General features: G+C 41.6%; 16 protein-coding genes. 8 read left to right on the top strand and 8 right to left on the bottom strand.

The features are described 5' to 3' along the window. Nucleotides 1-41: 41 nt before the first annotated feature. Complete coding sequence (guaB, locus tag BO26_RS05610; protein WP_036769874.1) at nt 42-1,508, bottom strand: IMP dehydrogenase; 1,467 nt, start codon at nt 1,506-1,508, stop codon at nt 42-44. A 172-nt stretch (nt 1,509-1,680) separates the two neighbouring features. Here guaB and xseA point away from each other — a divergent pair, with 172 nt between their 5' ends. Continuing rightward, nucleotides 1,681-3,054 carry an exodeoxyribonuclease VII large subunit gene (gene xseA, locus BO26_RS05605; RefSeq protein ID WP_036769740.1) on the top strand — a complete coding sequence of 458 codons (1,374 nt, stop codon included), beginning with the start codon at nt 1,681-1,683 and terminating at the stop codon, nt 3,052-3,054. A 30-nt stretch (nt 3,055-3,084) separates the two neighbouring features. Here the strand turns inward: xseA and BO26_RS05600 are convergent, their stop codons facing one another. The 5 genes from BO26_RS05600 to maeB form a co-directional block, all read right to left on the bottom strand. Beyond that, nucleotides 3,085-5,364, bottom strand: a complete 2,280-nt coding sequence (locus BO26_RS05600) for a TonB-dependent receptor domain-containing protein (RefSeq protein WP_036769739.1) — start codon at nt 5,362-5,364, stop codon at nt 3,085-3,087. A gap of 127 nt (nt 5,365-5,491) precedes the next feature. Then, nucleotides 5,492-7,549: a S9 family peptidase gene (locus tag BO26_RS05595; RefSeq protein ID WP_036769873.1), complete on the bottom strand. Its 2,058-nt coding sequence runs from the start codon at nt 7,547-7,549 to the stop codon at nt 5,492-5,494. A 130-nt stretch (nt 7,550-7,679) separates the two neighbouring features. Continuing rightward, entirely contained in the window at nt 7,680-8,480 is an 801-nt protein-coding gene (locus BO26_RS05590) for an energy transducer TonB (protein ID WP_036769737.1), read from the bottom strand. Nucleotides 8,481-8,632: 152 nt separating this feature from the next. Then, a complete protein-coding gene (locus BO26_RS05585) occupies nt 8,633-9,508 on the bottom strand; it encodes a ChaN family lipoprotein (RefSeq protein ID WP_036769736.1) in 876 nt (291 codons plus the stop codon). A 248-nt stretch (nt 9,509-9,756) separates the two neighbouring features. Further along, nucleotides 9,757-12,036 (bottom strand): NADP-dependent oxaloacetate-decarboxylating malate dehydrogenase, encoded by a 2,280-nt coding sequence (maeB, locus tag BO26_RS05580; protein ID WP_036769735.1) that lies wholly within the window; start codon nt 12,034-12,036, stop codon nt 9,757-9,759. Nucleotides 12,037-12,624: 588 nt separating this feature from the next. Here maeB and BO26_RS05575 point away from each other — a divergent pair. From BO26_RS05575 to BO26_RS05555, 5 genes are all read left to right on the top strand, one after another. Continuing rightward, nucleotides 12,625-13,260, top strand: a complete 636-nt coding sequence (locus tag BO26_RS05575; RefSeq protein WP_015833959.1) for a response regulator — start codon at nt 12,625-12,627, stop codon at nt 13,258-13,260. Nucleotides 13,261-13,469: 209 nt separating this feature from the next. Continuing rightward, nucleotides 13,470-13,853, top strand: a complete 384-nt coding sequence (locus BO26_RS05570) for an ArsC family reductase (RefSeq protein WP_036769870.1) — start codon at nt 13,470-13,472, stop codon at nt 13,851-13,853. A gap of 1 nt (nt 13,854) precedes the next feature. Continuing rightward, complete coding sequence (gene dapE / locus BO26_RS05565; RefSeq protein ID WP_036769733.1) at nt 13,855-14,982, top strand: succinyl-diaminopimelate desuccinylase; 1,128 nt, start codon at nt 13,855-13,857, stop codon at nt 14,980-14,982. Further along, the gene (locus BO26_RS05560; RefSeq protein WP_036769731.1) at nt 14,979-15,641 is read left to right on the top strand and encodes a M15 family metallopeptidase; all 663 of its coding nucleotides are present in this window, start codon (nt 14,979-14,981) and stop codon (nt 15,639-15,641) included. The genes dapE and BO26_RS05560 overlap by 4 nt, the downstream gene beginning before the upstream one ends. A gap of 14 nt (nt 15,642-15,655) precedes the next feature. Then, nucleotides 15,656-15,844 (top strand): YpfN family protein, encoded by a 189-nt coding sequence (locus tag BO26_RS05555; protein ID WP_036769728.1) that lies wholly within the window; start codon nt 15,656-15,658, stop codon nt 15,842-15,844. Here BO26_RS05555 and BO26_RS05550 read toward each other — a convergent pair. Continuing rightward, complete coding sequence (locus BO26_RS05550) at nt 15,795-17,843, bottom strand: tRNA(Met) cytidine acetyltransferase TmcA (RefSeq protein ID WP_036769726.1); 2,049 nt, start codon at nt 17,841-17,843, stop codon at nt 15,795-15,797. The two genes, BO26_RS05555 and BO26_RS05550, sit on opposite strands and share 50 nt — an antisense overlap. Nucleotides 17,844-17,848: 5 nt before the next feature. Next, a complete protein-coding gene (locus BO26_RS05545; RefSeq protein WP_036769869.1) occupies nt 17,849-18,301 on the bottom strand; it encodes a DUF441 domain-containing protein in 453 nt (150 codons plus the stop codon). 577 nt (nt 18,302-18,878) lie between these two features. Here BO26_RS05545 and BO26_RS05540 point away from each other — a divergent pair. Together BO26_RS05540 and BO26_RS05535 are read left to right on the top strand one after the other, a co-directional pair. Then, nucleotides 18,879-19,952 carry a radical SAM protein gene (locus tag BO26_RS05540; protein WP_036769723.1) on the top strand — a complete coding sequence of 358 codons (1,074 nt, stop codon included), beginning with the start codon at nt 18,879-18,881 and terminating at the stop codon, nt 19,950-19,952. Further along, on the top strand, nt 19,952-20,947 hold the full coding sequence (locus BO26_RS05535; RefSeq protein ID WP_036769721.1) for a hypothetical protein: 996 nt from the start codon (nt 19,952-19,954) through the stop codon (nt 20,945-20,947). The genes BO26_RS05540 and BO26_RS05535 overlap by 1 nt, the downstream gene beginning before the upstream one ends. Nucleotides 20,948-20,977 lie beyond the last annotated feature (30 nt).

Raw genomic sequence — 20,977 nt, 5'->3', positions numbered from 1 at the left:
AAAAGATTAAGTGGCCTGTTTCAGGCCACAATAAATATGAATTACAGACCTAAACGGTAGTTTGGAGACTCTTTAGTAATGGTCACATCGTGAACGTGACTTTCCTGAATACCTGCACCACTGATACGAACAAATTCTGCTTTAGTTCTCAATTCCTCAATGGTTCCACAACCTGTCAACCCCATACAGGAGCGCACCCCCCCCATTTGCTGATGGATAATGTTTTTCAACAAGCCCTTATAGGCAACACGGCCTTCAATACCTTCCGGTACCAGCTTATCTGCGGCATTATCAGTTTGGAAGTATCGATCAGAAGAGCCTTTAGACATCGCCCCCAACGAGCCCATACCACGATAAGATTTAAATGAACGCCCCTGGTACAACTCAATTTCTCCAGGTGACTCTTCTGTCCCGGCCAACATAGAACCCACCATAACACAGGACGCTCCCGCAGCAATGGCTTTGGCAATATCGCCAGAGAAACGAATACCACCATCAGCAATAACTGGAATACCGGTGCCTTCCAACGCTGCAACCGCATCAGAGATAGCGGTAATTTGTGGCACCCCTACCCCGGTAACAATACGGGTAGTACAGATAGAACCAGGACCGATACCAACTTTAACTGCATTGACACCCGCCTCTACCAGCGCTTTTGCACCTTCCCCAGTCGCTACGTTACCACCAATAATTTGCAGATTTGGGTACTTAGCGCGAGTTTCACGAATACGTTGTAATACACCTTCAGAATGGCCATGTGATGAATCAATCAGCAAAACATCAATACCAGCAGCAACCAACGCATCAACCCGCTCCTCATTGCCAGCACCAGCGCCAACCGCTGCACCAACACGTAAACGGCCACGTTCATCTTTACAGGCGTTTGGCTTACGTTCTGCTTTCTGAAAATCTTTCACCGTGATCATGCCAAGCAGATGAAAGTTTTCATCAACTACCAGCGCTTTTTCGACACGTTTTTCGTGCATTTTCTGCAACACAACTTCACGGGCTTCACCTTCTTTTACTGTTACTAAACGCTCTTTAGGCGTCATTACCGCAGTAACAGGCTGATCCAGATCAGTAACGAAACGTACATCACGACCAGTAATAATACCAACCAACTCATTTCCTTCAGTGACAACAGGGTAACCAGCAAAACCATTACGTTCTGTTAGTCCTTTAACTTCACGCAGCGTTGTTTTAGGTGTCACAGTGACAGGATCTGTTACAACACCACTCTCATGTTTTTTTACTCGGCTAACTTCTTCTGCTTGACGTTCAATCGACATATTTTTATGGATGAAACCCATTCCACCTTCCTGAGCCAGTGCAATAGCCAAGGCAGATTCAGTCACGGTATCCATAGCCGCGGATAACATAGGAACATTCAGACGAATAGTGGAAGTCAATTGAGTAGACAAGTCAGCAGTGTTAGGCAAAACAGTTGAGTGGGCAGGAACTAACAGAACATCGTCAAAGGTTAAAGCTTCTTTTTTAATTCGTAACATAAGCAATATCTCACCAAGCTGCTGAAAATTTAAGGGATAAAATATTGCCGCGGCATTATACAGAACGTAATCGGTTGCCTCCAGCATTTTATTAAAAAATTTCTTGCTTACTTCATCATGAAGGTTAGTATCAGCATATTAAGTTCTTGTTTTGAAATTTGATCTTTCTCACATGTCACTACCTCTTAATACTGGAATTTTTTCTGTCAGTCGCCTCAATCAGACAGTTCGGCAACTGCTCGAAATGGAAATGGGAAGAATTTGGCTGAGCGCTGAAATATCCAACTTTTCTCAACCTTCTTCTGGTCACTGGTACTTCACACTAAAAGATGAACGTGCCCAGGTGCGAGCGGCGATGTTTCGCAATAGCAATCAACGTGTGACATTCAGACCACAAAATGGTCAGCAAGTCTTAGTTCGCGCTGCGATTACACTTTATGAACCAAGAGGAGACTATCAACTTATTGTTGAAAGCATGCAACCCGCCGGTGATGGCCTATTGCAGCAACAGTTTGAATTATTGAAACAAAAACTCAATGATGAAGGATTATTTGACCAACGCTATAAAAAAAACCTGCCCTCTCCGGCTCAACAGCTTGGTGTGATTACTTCAGCCAGTGGCGCTGCTCTGCATGATATTTTGAATATTTTAAAGCGTCGCGATCCATCATTACCCATCATCATTTATCCAACGGCTGTTCAGGGTACAGAAGCACCCTTACAGATTATCCAAGCTATTGAATTAGCTAACAAAAGGCAAGAATGCGATGTATTAATCGTTGGGCGCGGTGGCGGCTCGCTAGAAGATTTATGGAGTTTTAACGATGAGCATGTTGCCAGAGCAATTTTTCACAGTGATATTCCGATAGTCAGTGCGGTAGGTCATGAAACAGATGTCACCATTGCTGATTTTGTGGCAGATTTACGCGCACCCACACCATCAGCAGCAGCTGAGTTAGTCAGCCGTAATCAGCTTGAATTGTTACGTCAAATTCAATCACAACAGCAGCGACTGGAAATGGCAATGGATTACTTCTTTGCCCAGAAACAACGTATATTTAGTTTGTTATCTCATCGTTTACAGCAACAACACCCTCATTTACGACTGGCTCGTCAGCAAAACTTGCTGGTCAGTTTACGCCAACGACTCACTGACAGCTTGCGACGACATCTACGACAAAGCGATCTGGCATATGAGAAATTGCAGCAACGCCTCTGGCATTCAGAACCTGGTCAGCAGATCCGCCAGTATAGCCAACAAATTCAACAACAGGATTTCCGGCTAAAACAAGCAATTGAACGACAACTCAGCCGCTCCAGAGAAAAATTTGCCGTTTCTTGTTCACGCATGGAAGCGGTTAGCCCACTGGCAACATTAGCTCGTGGTTACAGCATCAGTGAAACATCTGATGGAAAATTACTAAAACAAACCAAACAAGTACATGTTGGTGATGTTCTGAGAACCCGTTTACAAGATGGTTGGGTTGAAAGTGAAATTATTAAAGTAAAGAAAGAACGCCAGAAACGGCGAGCAAATCAGGAATAGTGGCAATTCCCTTGCCATTATTTTCTTACATCAGAAACGAATTTCTGCACTTGCAATATAGGTACGCCCTCTGGCTGTTTGCATAGCTGAAGTTTGTTCGGTCATTACCGGAGAAGAATTTACACGGTTAAGTGCTTCAGAATAGTTCTTGTTTGCCAGGTTTTGTACTGAAAATTTCAACAACACGTTTTCGTTTATCTGATAATCACTATAAAGATCAACTATCGTTGGAATTTTAGGCTCTTTTTGCATCACAACCCGCCCATCACTATCAACATTATATTGATCTGGATCTAGCTTATGAGAATCGCCGGTATATTTAACAATCGCACCAATACGGAATTTCTCATCAAATAAACGAACACCTGTATCCAGAGTCATAAAACTATCAGGTAATTGTGACACAGGATCGGCACCAAAATACGCTGTAGCGGCTGAAGTTGGCTGGCGCGTTTTTTGCCAGCTATAAGCCAATTTGCTATAAAACACACCCGCATCATAATCAGCAGCAACTTCATATCCACGTATTGTCACCGGCGTTAAGCTATTGTGATAGATATACATTTTGATGTTAGGATCGACTGTATCGTAATTGTCCAGTGAACTATCGTTTTTACATGTTTTCCTATTACCACAAATAATCCAGATATCACTGAGAATATAATTTTTTACTTTAGAGTGATACCAGGCAGCTTTCAGGCGGAAAATATCTCCCTTAACAATCAAGTCTGGACGAAAACTATTAAAACCAATTTCATAAGTATCTGCTGTTTCTCCCTTCAAAAATGGATTCATGGAACCACCACCTTCATTATTATAGAAAGTTTCCTGAATGTTTGGCGCTCTCATTGAACGAGCATAACTGACGAATGGCTGGAATTCAGGAATAATTTCTGCTGATAGTAAAATACCTGGATTAAATCCATGTTCTTTCAAATTCAGGTTGGTTGCCCCCTGAGGGAAACAAAGAATCCGCAGATCACAAGCCGGTTTATGACCTTTAACACTGTAGTCCATATAATTAAAGGTAATATTAGCCTGATAAATCCCACGATTCATTTTCAACCCACCATAAATACTGGCAATATCCTGTTTACCACTTGGTGCAAAGACATTATTTTCTTTTGCTTCCCTATCCGTTTTTTCATATTTTTTCTTTTCTTCCTCATTTCGACCTTTACCAGAGTAAATACTATCTGTTGTTTTGCTATATTCGGTTTTCATCAATTTACTGCCGAATGTTAGCTCAAAATCTGTATTACCATAGTCGAATCGACTAATGTTACTGATATCTATTGCATCTGACTTGTTTTTGGCTCTGCTATTTATCAACTCAAAAAGTGAATCACCTTCGTAGCGTTGACTACTCTCACTGGTGCTGGCCAATAATTTTATATCAACCCATTCACTGAATGGTGTGTAATTATATTTTAAATAAACATCCCGACTATCAATATGTCGGCGGGTAAATTTATTATGATAATTCCGCCCACTGAGCTCCATATCATGAAATTCGCTCGGTTTAATATTTATTTTCATTAATTGCGAATTGGGTTTTTGTTTAAATGATTTATTGGTAGCAAACTCATCACTTAATACTCCGTCGCCATTCTTATAATGCGCATCAATTGAATGCCCGCTGACAGCTAACATAGCACCAAGTGAACCCTCAGAACTAAAAGCCGGTATTTTACCTGCAACCGCTATCATGCCATTATGACCAATGCCATTATTGCCATAAGTTGCTTTTGTGCGTACTCCCAGCGAATTCCCAGAGAATATCACATCATCTACGCCAATTGTGCGGAAATTAGCACTACCTACCAAGGCATTAACGCTATTTGAACCATCAGATTGACCACGGTTAACATCAACCCCCACAATAAAATTAGGATCAATTATTGTACCGAATTGGTTGTAAGTCGTACCGTGAATTGGGCTCGTCGGAGATGTACCATAAAAACTCTGGCTAACGCCATCAACCATCATATTAACCCGACCAAAACCACTTAATCCACGGATATTTACACTCACTGTTCCTTGGCCCGGATCTATTTGCGTATAGGTTCCGGGCATACTGCGTAATATGCTATCGATTGACTGAAGTTTAGTATCTTCACCTTTAGAACTATAAGAACCGGGCTTTTCCATTGCCCGCACTTCAGCATTATCTTGCGAACCTGAAACCTTAAGGCTGCTGAATTTCAGTACCTTCTCTGATTTCCTCTCTTGCTTTTCTTCACCATAAGCAAGCCCTTGAAGCCCAATCAACACGACACTGGCCCCTGCTATTTTTGTCATTATTTTCATTTCAATCATCCCAAATTCATAAAGATAAATATTTGCTCACATGTCAGTCTTAAAAAAAATAAAAAGATTCAGCACTGATAAATAATTATCAGTGCTTTAAATAACAAACTTATATTTATAGTTTCTTTCAGTTATCTTTTAATTGCGGGAAATACTTTTTAGCATCATCCAACATTAAGATAAAACTGTAATCTAATGCAGTGTCTTTCAAACGATTAAAACGGCCTGATTTACCACCATGTCCCGCATTCATATTAGTTTCCAGTAATAAAACAGAGTCACCTTTCTTGATATCGCGTAATTTTGCTACCCATTTAGCTGGCTCCCAATATTGAACCTGTGAATCATGAAATCCACTCGTGACCAATAAATTGGGATAGCGTTGAGGTTTTATATTATCATATGGGCTATATGATTTAATTCGGAAATAATCTTCTTTATTTTCAGGATTACCCCACTCTTCATATTCTCCTATTGTCAGTGGAATAGAAGGATCGAGCATGGTTGTAACAGCATCAACAAATGGAACCTGAGCAACAACACCGCGATACAATTCCGGTGCCTGATTAATCACGGCTCCCATCAGCAAACCACCAGCACTGCCCCCCATAGCATAAACACGCTTACTGTCACCATATTTCTGGGCAATCAGCTCCCTGGTCACATCGATAAAGTCATTAAAACTATTCATTTTATTCTCGACTTTACCTTGCAGATACCATTGTTTACCTAATTCACCACCACCACGCACATGCACCAACGCGTAAACAAAACCTCTATCCAATAAACTCAATCGTGGTGAGCTGAATGCCGGATCCATACTCGCACCATAAGCCCCATATCCATATATCAATATTGGGTTATGGCCTTTTTCGAACAGTGACTTACGATAAACCAGAGAAACCGGAACTTCCACACCGTCACGAGTGTTCACCCAAATACGCTGACTTTCATAATTATGTTTATCGAACCCTTTTACTTCCTGCTGCTTAAGTAATTCCCGCTCGCCTGTTCTCATATTCCACTGGAATGTTGAACTTGGTGTAGTCATAGACGAATAACCATAACGTACAAAATCAGTATCAGGTTCAGGGTTGTAATCAATCCATGCCATATAACTTGGATCATCAAATTTAATTTGTTTTTCTTGCTGTGTTTCCCAATTAATCTGACGAATTGTCGGCAATCCTTTTGTTCGCTCCTGTACAACTAACCAATTATTGAACAATACGAAATCTTCAAGATCACTATCCTGCTGTGGAGCAATAACTGTTTTCCACGGGGTATTTATTGCATCTGTCTGATAAAATCCATAGGTTTCATTTTCATGATTTGAACGAATGTAGAAATGATTACGGAAATGGTCTACATAATACTCCCGACCTTCTTGACGGGGGAAAAATACTTGAAGTTCAGCTTGTGGTTTATTTGCATCAATCAGTAAATATTCCGAAGTCGAAGTGCTGGTTATCGACAACATAATATAATCACGGGAGGAACTTTTAGATAAACCTAAGTAAAAACGCTCATCTTCTTCCTGATATACTTTCTGATCTTCAGTAGTATTTGTACCATATTGATGACGAAATACCTGATATGGCAACAGAGTTTGAGCATGTCTGCGCACATAAAACAGTGTGCTATTATCATTTGCCCAGACAATATTGCCGGAAGTATTGTTTATTGCGCCATTATTCCACTGTTTATCACCGATCTCTTTAAAAGAGATCTGATAATTACGGCGCCCCTGAGTATCTTCAGCTATTGCAATACGTTTATTATCTGGAGTAATAGCAAAATTACTCAGCTGATAATATTCATGTCCTTTAGCCCTTTCATTACCATCAACCAAAATCTGCCAATCTAATGAATTATCAACTGGTTTACGCTGATAAATCGGAAAATCTTTTCCAGCTTCGTAAACTGTACGATAAATATACCCGTTATAAGCATATGGCACAGATTGATCATCCTGTTTCATCCGACCAATCATTTCTTCGTATAACGTATCCCGCAATTGCTCACCGGGTTTCAGCATCTGCTCAGTATATTTATTTTCAGCTATCAAATGATCAATAATTTTTTGATCCTGGCGATTATCATCCCTCATCCAGTAATAATCATCTGTACGAGTATCACCATGAATAGTCATCTGATGTGGTTGTTTCATTGCCTTTGGTGGCATAATTTCTTCCTCTGCCGCAGCTGAACTCAACCAGCCACTTAATAAAAACGTTACCAACAACCCTTTAGTCTTCAGGGCAAACTGTGATTGCTGCCTTAGCATATATGCTGTCCTTAAATCATTAAAGATATTAATTGATTAAACTAAAATCAATTGGAAGTTCTATCGTAATTTCACCGCCGTTTAAAATAATATCGGGAGGAGCTGGCAATGGCTGCGCTCTTGCCAAAACTTGTTTCGCTTCCCTGTCCAAAGAATGGGTACCTGAGCGATGAACCAAAACGCTGTTAGTAACACATCCTTGTTTATCAATAGTGAACCTGACCGTAGGCCGGCCAGTACGGTTTCTTCTCTGCGCATCCTCCGGATAGCGTTTATAACGGTTTAAATGCCCGATAACTTCAGCTCGCCATGCAGCATCCGCATCAACAACAGCATCTGAATCGCTATCATAAGAAGCAGCAACTCGCGAAGTCAAATTCGCCGAAGTGGCAGTACTACTCACTGAAGCGGCACTATTTTGAGATTTTTCACTCTCTTGTTCTTCTACCTGTTGGCGTTTTACTGGCGGTGTTTTTTTAGGCTCTTCATGGTTCTTTTTTTGTTTTTTAGGTTCATGCACCAAAATCTGCGCTTGTTCATCTTTAATAAGCTCAGGCGCCTTAACTTCATTAATCGCACTTTCTTGCTGTAGGCTGGCAACAGAGAGTTGCTGTTCAATACCAATAGGTTGCTTTTGTATCTGATGTATCGCTTCTGTCAGCAATGAAAGCTCCATCATCACCGCTGGCGGTGGCATCAATTCATTAACCAAAATTTCTTTTGGCTGGTAGATAATCCATCCAGCCCAAATGAGATGAGCAGCAATAGCGAAAACCAGCCCTTTTTTAAAATGACTGGTTTGAAAGACAGGGTGTGTCAACGTCAACATGAGTTAGAGCGCATAATTTTAATTACCATTCGATAATGATAATTAATTTCATATGTTAATGAAAATTATTTTTACACATATCGTTAACTTGCGCACATCCATATGCCAAGATCCTTAGAATATAGGTAAAAACAATTAATTATGTAAAATATCTATAGTTTTTTCACTGGTGTATACCAGACATAATCAGCATGCTGACTATCCAGTACATTTGTTTTCTCCGAGATAATCAGCACAACAAAATCCTCTGGTGGCGACAAATCTTTAATGTGCAGAGGAACACCCATCACTTTCGTTGCATGGTATCCACCCACAATCAATGTGGCAGGAACAGGTGCTTTAAGTAATTGCTCTGCCATTCTGCGATCCCGCATTTGCTGAATAGTTGTCATAGCAGATAACTGTTGCTCAGTTATTTCACCACCATGGGCATCTTTAATCGTCGCTGCGATCTTTGATTTCACATTTTCAGCAACAGAAATATTTCCCTGCAAAACAGGAGGATTGCTGTAAGCAGCCTTAATTTCACTACGAGCCAGATTTGCCGCCAAGAGCGGATAAGGCTGATACATAAGTTCCATTACCAACCCACCATATAATTCCCATGGCCATCCAACATGCCACGCCAGTAAATCTTTTATACGACTTTCACGTACAGTAGGCTTAGTTTGCAACCAACTTTTGACTTTATTCACTGTTTCCTGCTGGTCAGGGGTAATCATTTCCAACAACACCGAACCATGTTCTCTCTTGAGAAGAAGTTGCTGAACCAGCCAAAGCTCAATTTGATGATGGTATGTATTATCATGTTTTTCACCCACAACTATTCGCTGATGTGATGCCAATCGATTGATCAATTCATCAGGAGTAAGCACGTTGCCGGTTTTAAGATCAATAACAGCCCCTTGTTGGATCAATTCCGGCGAAAGTATTTGCAGCGTTGGCTTTTGTTGTACAGATACACATCCAGATAAGAGCAGTAAGCCACAGGTAATCAGAAAGGATTTTACAGCTGTGAATAATTTCATAATGTTCGTTATCCATAGAATATTTTGCGCATCATATATACCTGTTATCTTTCAAGTTGCCTCTTTGTTGGCTGCACTCACTCACCCCGGTCACATTGTTCTCTATGCTCCCGGGGATTCGCTCCCTTGCCGCCGCGATCCATCTTGAAATCTATTGGGTATAGATAATAAGAATTATTTATAATAAACAGCCCAGCTTCCCATCGGATGCCGCGGCTGTTTTAACCCATATTAATTAAGATCTGTAATTACAATGGATGAGTCTGCGCTTCAACCGCAGCTAAAGCGACCATATTGATAATACGGCGTACAGAGGCAATTGGCGTCAAAATGTGTACTGGTTTTGAAACTCCCATCAGAACCGGCCCCACGGTAACGCCTTCAGAACTGGTGACACGCAGCAGGTTATAACTAATACGTGCAGATTCCATATTCGGCATAATTAACAGATTCGCCGCACCTTTCAATGGGCTATCTGGCATGATGTCACGGCGAATACTTTCCACCAACGCAGCATCACCATGCATTTCACCATCAATTTCAAGCGAAGGTGACATCTGATTGACCAATGCCAGCGTCTGACGCATTTTCTGTGCGGAAGGGCAATCCGTAGAACCAAAACTTGAATGAGAAAGCAGTGCAACTTTTGGCTCAAGACCAAAACGGCGAATAGTCTCTGCCGCCATGAGCGTAATCTCTGCCAGTTGTTCAGGCGTTGGATCATGATTGACATAGGTATCAGCGAGAAAAGTATTACCACTTGGCAACATTAATGCGTTCATTGCTCCCGCAGTATGAACCCCCTCACGGAAGCCAAATACATCTCTCACCACATCATAATGTTCGCTATAACTGCCAACGGTACCACAAATCAAGCCATCAGCCTCACCGCGCAGCACCATAATTGCCCCAATCAGGGTTGGATTACCAATAACAGCTCGGCGTGCTTGTTCAGGAGAAATACCACGACGTTTCATAATATTATGATATTCCTGCCAATACTCTTTGAAGCGTGGGTCGTTCTCATTATTGACAACTTCAAAATCTTTACCTGCTTCGATATGCAACCCTAGTTTCTGGATACGCTTTTCGATAACACTTGGACGGCCAATCAGGATCGGATAAGCCAATCCAAGAGAAACTAGCTCCTGAGTCGCATGCAATACCCGTACTTCCTCCCCTTCGGCCAGAACAATACGTTTTTTCGCTTTCTTCGCCTGAGAGAAAATAGGTTTCATAAACAAGTTCGTTTTATAGACAAACTCATTCAGCTTTTCTATGTATGCACTAAAATCTTTAATCGGACGCGTTGCTACACCGGAATCCATGGCCGCTTTAGCCACTGCCGGGGCAATCTTAACAATCAGACGCGGATCAAATGGTTTAGGAATAATATATTCTGGACCAAAAAACAGATCCTGATCATTATACGCAGAAGCCACTTCTTCACTTTGTTCTGCCAGCGCCAAATCCGCGATAGCGTGAACACAAGCAAGTTTCATCTCTTCGTTGATAGTTGTTGCCCCAACGTCTAACGCACCACGGAAAATGAACGGGAAACAGAGAACGTTATTAACCTGATTCGGATAATCAGAACGACCAGTACAAATAATGGCATCAGGGCGAACTTGTTTAGCTAATGGAGGCAGGATTTCTGGTTCAGGGTTCGCCAGCGCCATGATAAGCGGATCTTTTGCCATGGTTTTCACCATATCTTGAGTCAGCACGCCCGGACCGGAACATCCCAGAAAAATATCTGCACCTGGGATAACATCACCGAGTGTACGGCTGCCATTGTCTTCAATGGCATAAGTGGCTTTAGTTCCTTCCATATTTTCATCGCGGCCACGATAAATAACGCCCTTAGAGTCACATACCACGATATTTTCGCGTTTCAGTCCAAGTGCAACCAATAAATTCATACAGGCAATCGATGCAGCACCAGCGCCAGAAACAACCAGACGAACTTCTGAAATCTCTTTTTTCATAATCCGTAAACCATTGAGAACAGCAGCAGTACAAATAATTGCTGTGCCATGCTGGTCATCATGGAATACCGGAATATTCATTTTTTCCCGGAGTTTTTGTTCAATATAAAAACATTCCGGTGCTTTGATATCTTCGAGGTTAATTCCCCCAAAAGTCGGCTCTAATGCTGCAATAATATCAATCAATTTATCAGGATCAGATTCATCGACTTCGATATCAAATACATCAATCCCTGAGAACTTTTTAAACAGTACACCTTTTCCTTCCATTACTGGCTTACCTGCCAGTGCACCAATATTCCCTAATCCTAAGACCGCACTACCGTTAGAAATCACCGCAACAAGATTGCCGCGCGCAGTATATTTGTAAGCCGCTAATGGATCTTCTGCAATCTCCAGACACGGCGCAGCAACACCTGGTGAATAAGCTAAGGCCAAATCGCGCTGAGTTGTCAGAGGCTTAGTTGGAGTAACCATGATTTTCCCCGGTTGTGGAAACTGGTGAAAATCCAATGCACTCTGCTTTAATTTTTCGTCCATTGTCGGATCCTTTTATATACATTATCTGGAGTAAGAGCATAACCAGTATAATTGGTACAGGGTGTAAAAGCATAACTTTGACAGTATTTAACCAATAAACTCGCACTTTTTTGCTCAAAAAAAACACTGATGAATTTATCCATCAACGTCATATACTAAGTATGGATAATATAAATACAGAAATATTATTCATGGAATAATATCATTACAATTATAATAACCATGACAATTATAACCGATAAAAACTCTCAATATAAATTCAATTAAAATAAATTTTATAAAAGAAAACAAATCTAATAATTAGATTTATAACGAATTGATTTACAATATTATTTTTCTCATCAAAGTTATGTGTTTTTTGTGAAAATTACTCACATTCTTTTTTTACTTATCAAACTAATTTGCGCTATTTATCTTTTTATATCAGGATGTGTTTTCTGGACTTACAGAGCTATCAACTTTGTAACTCAATCGGTTTTTATAAAATTTTTTTATAGCAATTTAATTTAGGGCAGACTCATTCATTACTGCCTATTAATCGAATTAAAAGTCTGAATTTCGTGGCTTTACCTATAAGGGAGAAGGACAATGTATAACCATTCAGTGATGATAGTTGATGACCACCCTCTCATTCGCCATGGCCTGAAACAGATTGTAGAGCTAGACCGTGCGCTTACCGTCACTGCGGAAGCTGACAACGGTGAAGAAGCAATAAACATTGCATGCAAGCTCAAACCTGATGTCATTATGATAGACCTCAATATGAATGGTCTTTCAGGCGTGGATACAATTAAATCTATCCGCAGAAAAGGGATCAACTCTTATGTGCTGGTATTATCCGTTTCAGATGACCGAAATGATGTTTATGCAGCCATTGACGCTGGCGCCAATGGCTATTTACTCAAAGATAGCGATTTAGATTCGCTATTAAGCAGCATCCGCCACGCAGCTCGTGGACAAACTGTATTTAGTGAAAAAATATATCAACATCTGGCTAACCGCCATAAACATGTTGATCCTTTATCTGAATTGACTAAACGTGAGTTAGATGTATTAAAAGAGGTTTCCAGTGGCATGACCAATAAAGAAGTTGCTGATGTACTCTTTATTTCTGAAGAAACAGTAAAAGTACACATTAGAAACTTGTTAAAAAAACTAAATGTACGTTCCCGTCTGGCAGCAACAATTATGTATCTGCAACATAGAAAGAATGGGATAGCCTAATATTTTTACTAAGCCGCTCCCTTAGGTTTATAATCGGGGGACCGGCTTCTATGATTTTTGTTGAGCACAATAACCTGCGTGAGACGAACCAGCTCACCAAACCCTCTCTTAATATCTCTGGTAATAAAAATCAAGATACCGTCTGGATAAAACTGGCATTTTCCAGCATTATGTTTAGGTATTTAACTTTTTTTAGGGATCTCTTATTTATGTCGGATAAACCTTCTCACTCTGCCTTTACTCTCTACGGGATCAAAAACTGCGACACTATAAAAAAAGCCCGTCATTGGCTGGAAGAACAGAAAATCGCTTACCTTTTTCATGATTATCGTGTAGATGGATTAAATGAAGCTCTCTTGCAATCATTTATTGACAAACTTGGCTGGGAATCACTTATTAACACCCGCGGCACAACCTGGCGTAAACTTACTGACCAACAGAGAGCCGCAATTAATAACGCTGATGTCGCAAAAGCGCTAATGTTGGAACAGCCCGCAATTATTAAGCGTCCATTATTAATTTCTGCAAAAGGTAACTGCTTGTTGGGTTATAACGCAGATAAATATCAGCAATTTTTTGCTGGGGCGCTTTAAGATGACTTGTCCTGTAATTGAGCTCGCACAACAACTCATCAGGCAACCATCGGTCAGTCCAGACGATAAAGGTTGTCAGGATATTATGATCTCCCGCTTGCAAGCACTCGGCTTCACCATTGAACGGATGCCTTTCGGCGATACAAACAATTTCTGGGCTTATCGTGGTACCGGTTCGACACTGGCCTTTGCAGGACATACCGATGTTGTTCCTGCGGGTGACGAATCTCAATGGGAATATCCACCTTTTGAACCGACTATTCGTAATGGCCTGTTATATGGCCGGGGTGCAGCGGATATGAAAGGTTCGCTGGCCGCCATGGTTGTTGCAGCCGAACGCTTTGTCACCAGCTATCCTAACCACAATGGGCGCCTGGCTTTTCTTATCACCTCAGATGAAGAAGCGAAGGCCACCGATGGTACAGTCAAAGTAGTTCAAGCATTGATGTCCCGCAATGAGCAACTGGATTATTGTCTGATTGGTGAACCCTCCAGCCAATATCGCCTCGGTGATATGGTGAAAAATGGCCGTCGTGGTTCCCTGACAGCCAATTTGACAGTCCATGGCATTCAAGGCCATGTTGCCTATCCACATCTAGCTGACAACCCGATTCACCGGGCTATCCCAGCCTTACAAGAACTAGTCAGTACACGCTGGGATGAAGGGAATGAGTTTTTCCCAGCGACCAGTATGCAAATTGCCAATATTCATGCCGGAACAGGCAGCCACAACGTTATCCCTGGAAATTTACAGGTTCAATTCAATTTCCGTTTCAGTACAGAACTAACCGATAGCCAAATCCGTGAACGGGTTGAAACTATCCTGAAAAACCACAACCTGGATTACACTATTGAGTGGATATTACCAGGAGAGCCTTTCCTGACAGCCAAAGGCAAATTGGTCGATGCAGTCGTACAAGCAATAGACCATTACTGTGGCTATAAACCTGAATTATCCACCAGTGGCGGTACATCTGACGGACGATTTATTGCCCGGATGGGTGCTCAAGTTGTCGAACTAGGGCCAATCAACTCAACAATTCATAAAGTTAATGAGTCTGTCAGTGCCGCAGATCTGCAACAACTTAGCCGAATTTATCAGCGTGTTATGGAGCAGCTAATCCAATGACGACCGCAAGTATATTAACCGGCCTGACTACCGAGCATTTGGTTCCTCTTTCTGGCAACCATCAGTTACAACCGGAAGCAGCCAGGGCTTTTCTATCCATGCAGCAGGCAGCCGCAAGCGCGGGATTTAATTTGCAACCTGCCAGTACTTTCCGCGATTTCCAGCGCCAACAGACTATCTGGAATGGCAAATTCCGGGGCAAACGCCCTGTATTGGATGAAAATAGCCAACCAATGGATATTACCCAGTTAACCGAAGGTGAGCTCTGTAAAGCTATTCTTCGCTGGTCTGCCCTGCCCGGTGCCAGCCGTCATCATTGGGGAACCGAACTGGATATTTATGATCCAACAATGCTATCGGAAAACCAGAAATTACAATTGGAACCCTGGGAATATGAAAAAGGCGGTTATTTTGAACCATTAACTCACTGGTTGACTGAAAATATGCCGATTTTCAACTTTTACCGTCCCTTTATGAATCACAATGGTAGTATCGCTGCTGAACCATGGCATATCAGCTACTGGCCACTATCTGAACAATTGGAAAAATTGCTAACTGAACAGATTTTACTGGATGTATGGCAACAGCATGATATCGCAGGTATCGGCTGGTTATCAGCTAACCTGCCTTATCTACTTGAAAACTACCTCCGTACTTAGCAGGAGACAACCCGATGCAATGGTTAGCTGATTACTGGTGGATTATTTTGGTTTTACTGGTTGGTGTTTTGCTCAATGCCATTAAAGAATTACGCCGCCTGGACGTCAAAAAATTTTTGGATAATAAACCAGAACTCCCCCCTCACCGGGATCTTAATGACAAATGGGATGAAGACGACGATTGGCCTCAGAAAAAACAGTAGTCCATTCCTGCCAGTATATAGCAAGTTTTTTGTCGAGACTGACCAGAGCCTGCGAGGTTTCTTGCCGCCAGAGTAACGTTAACGCCTTGTGCCCATTCAACTTTAACTCAGCGACACACTGTTCAATACTCATTTCCCGCTGAAGGTGATTTCTTAGTGCTGTCAGCGGCAAATCACAATTCAGTAACAATCGCTGTAAAGCGGGCAATGAAGCAGACAATGGCCGGTGAGCAAATGCAAAACCTGCAAGCTCCTGCCAGTCATTTTGGTTGAGACGTTGGTCAGCCTGATGATCGACAGGCAAACTGAATCCAATCTGTGACTCCAACCAATGTGCATCACGGGCAAGCTGCTGTTGTGCCTGAGCACAAAGTGCAATCCCTTGTTGACTCAGTGGAAAAATTGCCATTGCGGTATAACAGCCGCTGCTGGCTTCCAGATGAGTCCCCATCCGTACCAGTTGGAAACCACACTTTTGCCATAACGCCCAAAGTTCATCGGTATAACCAAAGCTGACAGAAATAAAATCCATTCCTTCTCCTTCTGCTCTTTCTCGTTGAAACGCAATCATTCCCTGAGCAATTCCCTGTCTGCGACTATTAACCTGTACCGCAACCCTGCTAATTCTCTGAGATTTCAAAATAGCCGCCTGGGGTAAACCACTGTGGGCCGCTAACGATTGAGCAACCAAATTTCCTCTTGGACGACGTCTTCCCGCCCATATTTCGTGTGCCAATTCAGACGATAATCCCCCCTCTTCAACCAGCCATAAAGCACCAATCAACGAGTTATTTCCAAGAGCTGCAACAAATTGCATTCCTTTAGCATCCAGTAAACGCCGTAAATCTAAAGGTGAGGTTTTATAATGAGCACTGGTTAATATTCCATAAAACTGTTTTAGTAACTCAGGTTGCTGCACCCATTGCGGCTGTTGATATACGTGATAACTGATCACTCTAGCAGAATGATTTGCAGGAACGGCATCTTCAAACAATAAAGCTTCTTCCAGCCAGTTTTCCAGCGGATCACTTTCCGCCCAACGCACAGGTGCCATCAGATTCAATATACGACAGCCAGGAATTTCAGCACAAAATTTAAGTAAAAATCCTCGCCCGGTACCTTCATATCCCTGTACTGTTGTTGTTAATAATATTCGGGGAAAATAATTAATAAGTTCAAATAGCTGAGGCGTTGGAATAGCAGCGGCTTCGTCTATAAGCAACCAATCAATCTCTGACACACTATTTTGTCTGCAATACTTCAACAAATTATCTACTGCCCAGAATTGTCCTTTTTCACTCGAATAGCATCGGATAACTTCAGTTGTTGCTTTTGCGGGCGCCGTTAGCCAGCAATTTCCCTGCCATTGTTGTATCAACATACCAGCAAGCGTTGATTTGCCTCGCCCTCTTGGGGCAGTAATCACCCATACACCCTGATTTGCCCGCAAAAGTTGCGCCAAAATAGCATGCTGACTGTCTGTTGGCTGACCATCAGGTAGTTGCCACTCTCTATACTGTGGCAATTCAGGGATATAAAAGGGATCATTTTGCCGCCATAGCAAAACCTGACAATCATTAGCAATTTGCCGTTGAATATGCTGAATAAAATTTGGTGTTGGCATAGCACCTGATTGTTCATTCCAGCGAATACTGTCACGGTCTGGTTGATAATCCCATTGGTGCCATGGTGGAACCATCATCACTAACCAGCTTCCTGCTTTCAACGTACCCGCCAGTATCGCCAGTGCTTCCGCATTAAAACCTTCGGTAGCATCAAATACTCCATGCAGATACTCCCGCCCCAATAATCCAGCTGCTTTTTCAGGTAGCACAGCCTTATCTTTGCGATAAGAAATCCATAACCAATCACCCGTAACCTTTTGCTGTAACTCATGAACCTGTCGGTAGCACCAATTATGATCTCCACTTAGCACCAGCAAACGACGTAATCCTTGCTGCTGCATTTCTGTCTGGATCGCCTTTAATTCTGGAAACATAACTATTACGACTTACCAATTAGCAATGACAAAATGCCCGCAGCAATCAGCGGCCCGACCGGAACACCTTTAAACATGGCCACACCCAGTACTGTTCCCACGAGCAAACCAGCGACTGTCGACGGTTGATTAGACATCAGGGAAACACCCCGGCTGCCCAACCATGAGACTAAAACACCGATCACTATTGCCAATAACGATTTCCAATTCATAAATGAGTTGAGAACCGCTTGTACAGTGATCTTTCCACTGGCGATAGGTGCCATCACTCCCACAGTCAAAATAAGCACACCAATAGTCAGCCCATATTTTTCTACCCACGGGAAGAATTGGTTTAATGGCGTTATGCGAATAACTAGCAGGAACAACATTGCAAGAGTGACAGTCATGTTGTGGCTGATGATACCTAGCGTTGCCAGCACCAACAGCACGAGTAGAGTAGGATCGATATGACTCATAGACGTTAATACCCTAATATACCCTTCATCTTTCAAATTGCTGCTTTGTTGGCTGCGTTCACTTGCCACCACGCTGCAATTTGAAATCTATTGGGTATGCTACCTAAACTCAATTAAGCCAGGGCGATTTTTCCTTATATTACAAAACTAATTTACATCGCTCAGGATACCCGGAAATCGTATTTTTTTCATCAATATCGATTTATACATTTATGAGGCAAAATTCCCTGATTAAATACTGGATAAAAACCAATTACATTGACCTTAAGCACAGCAAAGTTACGTACAATCCTGCCACCATACACCATTAAACATTACTTCCAGTTGTATCTGGCATTGTTTATAAATTATTTCAGTTAAAGACTTATCGAGCCAATTATTCTCACTTACTTTATCCTCCATAAGGAATATTTCTGCCCCCTATTTTGTGAGCAGCCTCTAAATAAGCATATTTTTAACAAGTCATACTTAGCCTAAACACTCAAAATACGAATCTAATTAACTAATATATTGCAAAATTAATCCATACTGTTAATAGTGAATATCGTCTGACCATTAATCTAACTGGGGGTAAATTATGTCATGTTTTCCTAGCGGATATTGGGAAAAATATCCGAATACAGCCACGGTAATCACAACATATACTTGCAATGCCGCTTGCAAAGAGTGTTGTTTTGAATGTAATCCTTCTGTGAAAGCACGCCTCAGCCTGGATGAAATTAAACAATTTATTACACATTCAAAAGCTAATTTTCCTGGGTTAAAGTTAGTCGTTTTTAGCGGAGGAGAATGTTTCCTACTAGGCAAAGATCTCATAGAAGCAATCCATTTTGCCTCTGAACATGGCTTATTGACCCGTTGCGTGACTAATGGTTATTGGGGAAAAAATCGGGAAAAAGCACAAAAAATCGCCCAAGATTTAACAGATGCCGGTATTACAGAAATAAATATCAGTACCGGGAAAGATCACAGTGAATGGGTACCAATCGACAGCGTGGTTGCAGCAACGGAAGCCTTGGCCGGGCAAAACATTACGACACTGATTACAGTGGAACAGGACACCGCAGATTCCGCCATTGCAACACAAATTACCCAAAATCCGATCATTAAACGTCTCAAAGAACAAAACAAAATTAGCTTACAGCGAAACACCTGGATGCCATTCTATGATACCAGTGAAGAACGAAAAAACGTGCCAAACCGGGATCAACAACTGACAAAAGGGTGTGATCAAGTCTTTGAAAATATCGTATTGACACCACATGGTGAAATTTCTGCCTGTTGTGGGCTGACATTAGAGCATATCCCAGAAATGAAACTTGGCCGGTTGCAGAGTGGCGATTTAGCTCAACTTTTCAAAGGTCAAGAGGAAGACTTTATGAAAGTCTGGTTACGGACAGAGGGGCCGTACAAAATTCTGGAAAAATATCGCCCGCAAGACAGCAACATTAATCTGGAAAAAATCGTTCATCCCTGCCAAGCCTGTGCCTACCTACATAAGGACAAACGAACACGCCAGAATTTATTAGATAATTATCACGAGGAAATTATTCCAGTAATCAAAAAATTTAATGCTAAGGAAAGATTGAATCTTCTGATATATCAATCAGCAGCAGAAAATACCGTTGACTCAAATATAAGAGGTAAATAATGAAACGACGTACATTTATTGGCGTAGCTGCAGGAGCAGCTATTGGTAGTGTCATACCAACCGTTAACGCAAAGGCTAACAGCAATCGTCTATTTGGCGTACCACGTTCATTACTTTCCCAAGGAGAGGTTGAAGAAAATAAGCTCAGACTGTCAATGTCAAACGCCAAACTTCCAGTTGAAGTTTGGGAAGAAATTATTACCTATAACCGATTTTGGGAAACCATAAAACAACAGCCTGAATTAGCATTAGAGTATCGAGCATCACCTGAAAAAGTCCTAAATGAATTCGGCATAGATAAAGATATTGTTAGCCCCGGCTCCGCTGAGGAATTATTGTTGTTCATCACCTATGATAAGGATTTAATGAATGCGGTAAAAACCAATGACTATGAGGAGTTATTTTCCCGACTAAAGACTTACGGCCTAAATAAAAGGAAATCAAGCCTGAGAAACCGGATTAATTATTACCTGAGTCAGGATGCTAATCTGGTTGCACATTTTAAAGATTACATCCCATTAGAGCAGCCGGATAGTCCTCCACTTATCAGGTTGAAAGAAATCCTGGAACCTGTGAATAACAAAGATGATACCAGCCTTACCGCAGGGGCAGATCTGGTTGCCGCCATTAATATGGCCGTCGTAGTTACCGTGCAAACCTCTACCACAGTAAATGTATCAACGACAACGAGTGTCTCCGCATTTGTCTTAGTCACTACCCTGACAAAAATAGCTGGAAAACACATGGTAAATTATCGTCCTCAAATTAATCATGAAGATATTTCGGTCAACGCTGCCTCTCTTCACCTCGCCAGGATCTATAACAATCGAGCAATGGTAGATACGCTGGTCAGAGAAGCAATCAGGAAAGAAGTCATGGCTTGCCTATTTGCCGCGCAAAAATGTGGTTATATTAACCTTCCAACGACCCGGGCAGAACGCAAAGAAGTGATTCACCTTTTTACCAAATTATCTTTAGATATGATGATAACATAAACAATATCATGGAATTGAAGCTGGATTTTA

Source organism: Photorhabdus australis DSM 17609 (assembly GCF_000711895.1).
Lineage (GTDB): Bacteria > Pseudomonadota > Gammaproteobacteria > Enterobacterales > Enterobacteriaceae > Photorhabdus > Photorhabdus australis.
Note: the sequence above shows the minus strand (reverse complement) of the source record. Positions and strands in the feature narration are given on the sequence as shown.

Coding starts and splice junctions, on each gene's coding strand:
- BO26_RS05560 (WP_036769731.1), top strand. CDS start 14,979: ATGACGACCGCAAGTATATTAACCGGCCTGACTACCGAGCATTTGGTT.
- BO26_RS05595 (WP_036769873.1), bottom strand. CDS start 7,549: ATGCCACCAAAGGCAATGAAACAACCACATCAGATGACTATTCATGGT.
- BO26_RS05540 (WP_036769723.1), top strand. CDS start 18,879: ATGTCATGTTTTCCTAGCGGATATTGGGAAAAATATCCGAATACAGCC.
- BO26_RS05545 (WP_036769869.1), bottom strand. CDS start 18,301: ATGAGTCATATCGATCCTACTCTACTCGTGCTGTTGGTGCTGGCAACG.
- BO26_RS05555 (WP_036769728.1), top strand. CDS start 15,656: ATGCAATGGTTAGCTGATTACTGGTGGATTATTTTGGTTTTACTGGTT.
- xseA (WP_036769740.1), top strand. CDS start 1,681: ATGTCACTACCTCTTAATACTGGAATTTTTTCTGTCAGTCGCCTCAAT.
- guaB (WP_036769874.1), bottom strand. CDS start 1,508: ATGTTACGAATTAAAAAAGAAGCTTTAACCTTTGACGATGTTCTGTTA.
- BO26_RS05590 (WP_036769737.1), bottom strand. CDS start 8,480: ATGTTGACGTTGACACACCCTGTCTTTCAAACCAGTCATTTTAAAAAA.
- dapE (WP_036769733.1), top strand. CDS start 13,855: ATGACTTGTCCTGTAATTGAGCTCGCACAACAACTCATCAGGCAACCA.
- BO26_RS05535 (WP_036769721.1), top strand. CDS start 19,952: ATGAAACGACGTACATTTATTGGCGTAGCTGCAGGAGCAGCTATTGGT.
- maeB (WP_036769735.1), bottom strand. CDS start 12,036: ATGGACGAAAAATTAAAGCAGAGTGCATTGGATTTTCACCAGTTTCCA.
- BO26_RS05600 (WP_036769739.1), bottom strand. CDS start 5,364: ATGAAAATAATGACAAAAATAGCAGGGGCCAGTGTCGTGTTGATTGGG.
- BO26_RS05575 (WP_015833959.1), top strand. CDS start 12,625: ATGTATAACCATTCAGTGATGATAGTTGATGACCACCCTCTCATTCGC.
- BO26_RS05570 (WP_036769870.1), top strand. CDS start 13,470: ATGTCGGATAAACCTTCTCACTCTGCCTTTACTCTCTACGGGATCAAA.
- BO26_RS05585 (WP_036769736.1), bottom strand. CDS start 9,508: ATGAAATTATTCACAGCTGTAAAATCCTTTCTGATTACCTGTGGCTTA.
- BO26_RS05550 (WP_036769726.1), bottom strand. CDS start 17,843: ATGTTTCCAGAATTAAAGGCGATCCAGACAGAAATGCAGCAGCAAGGA.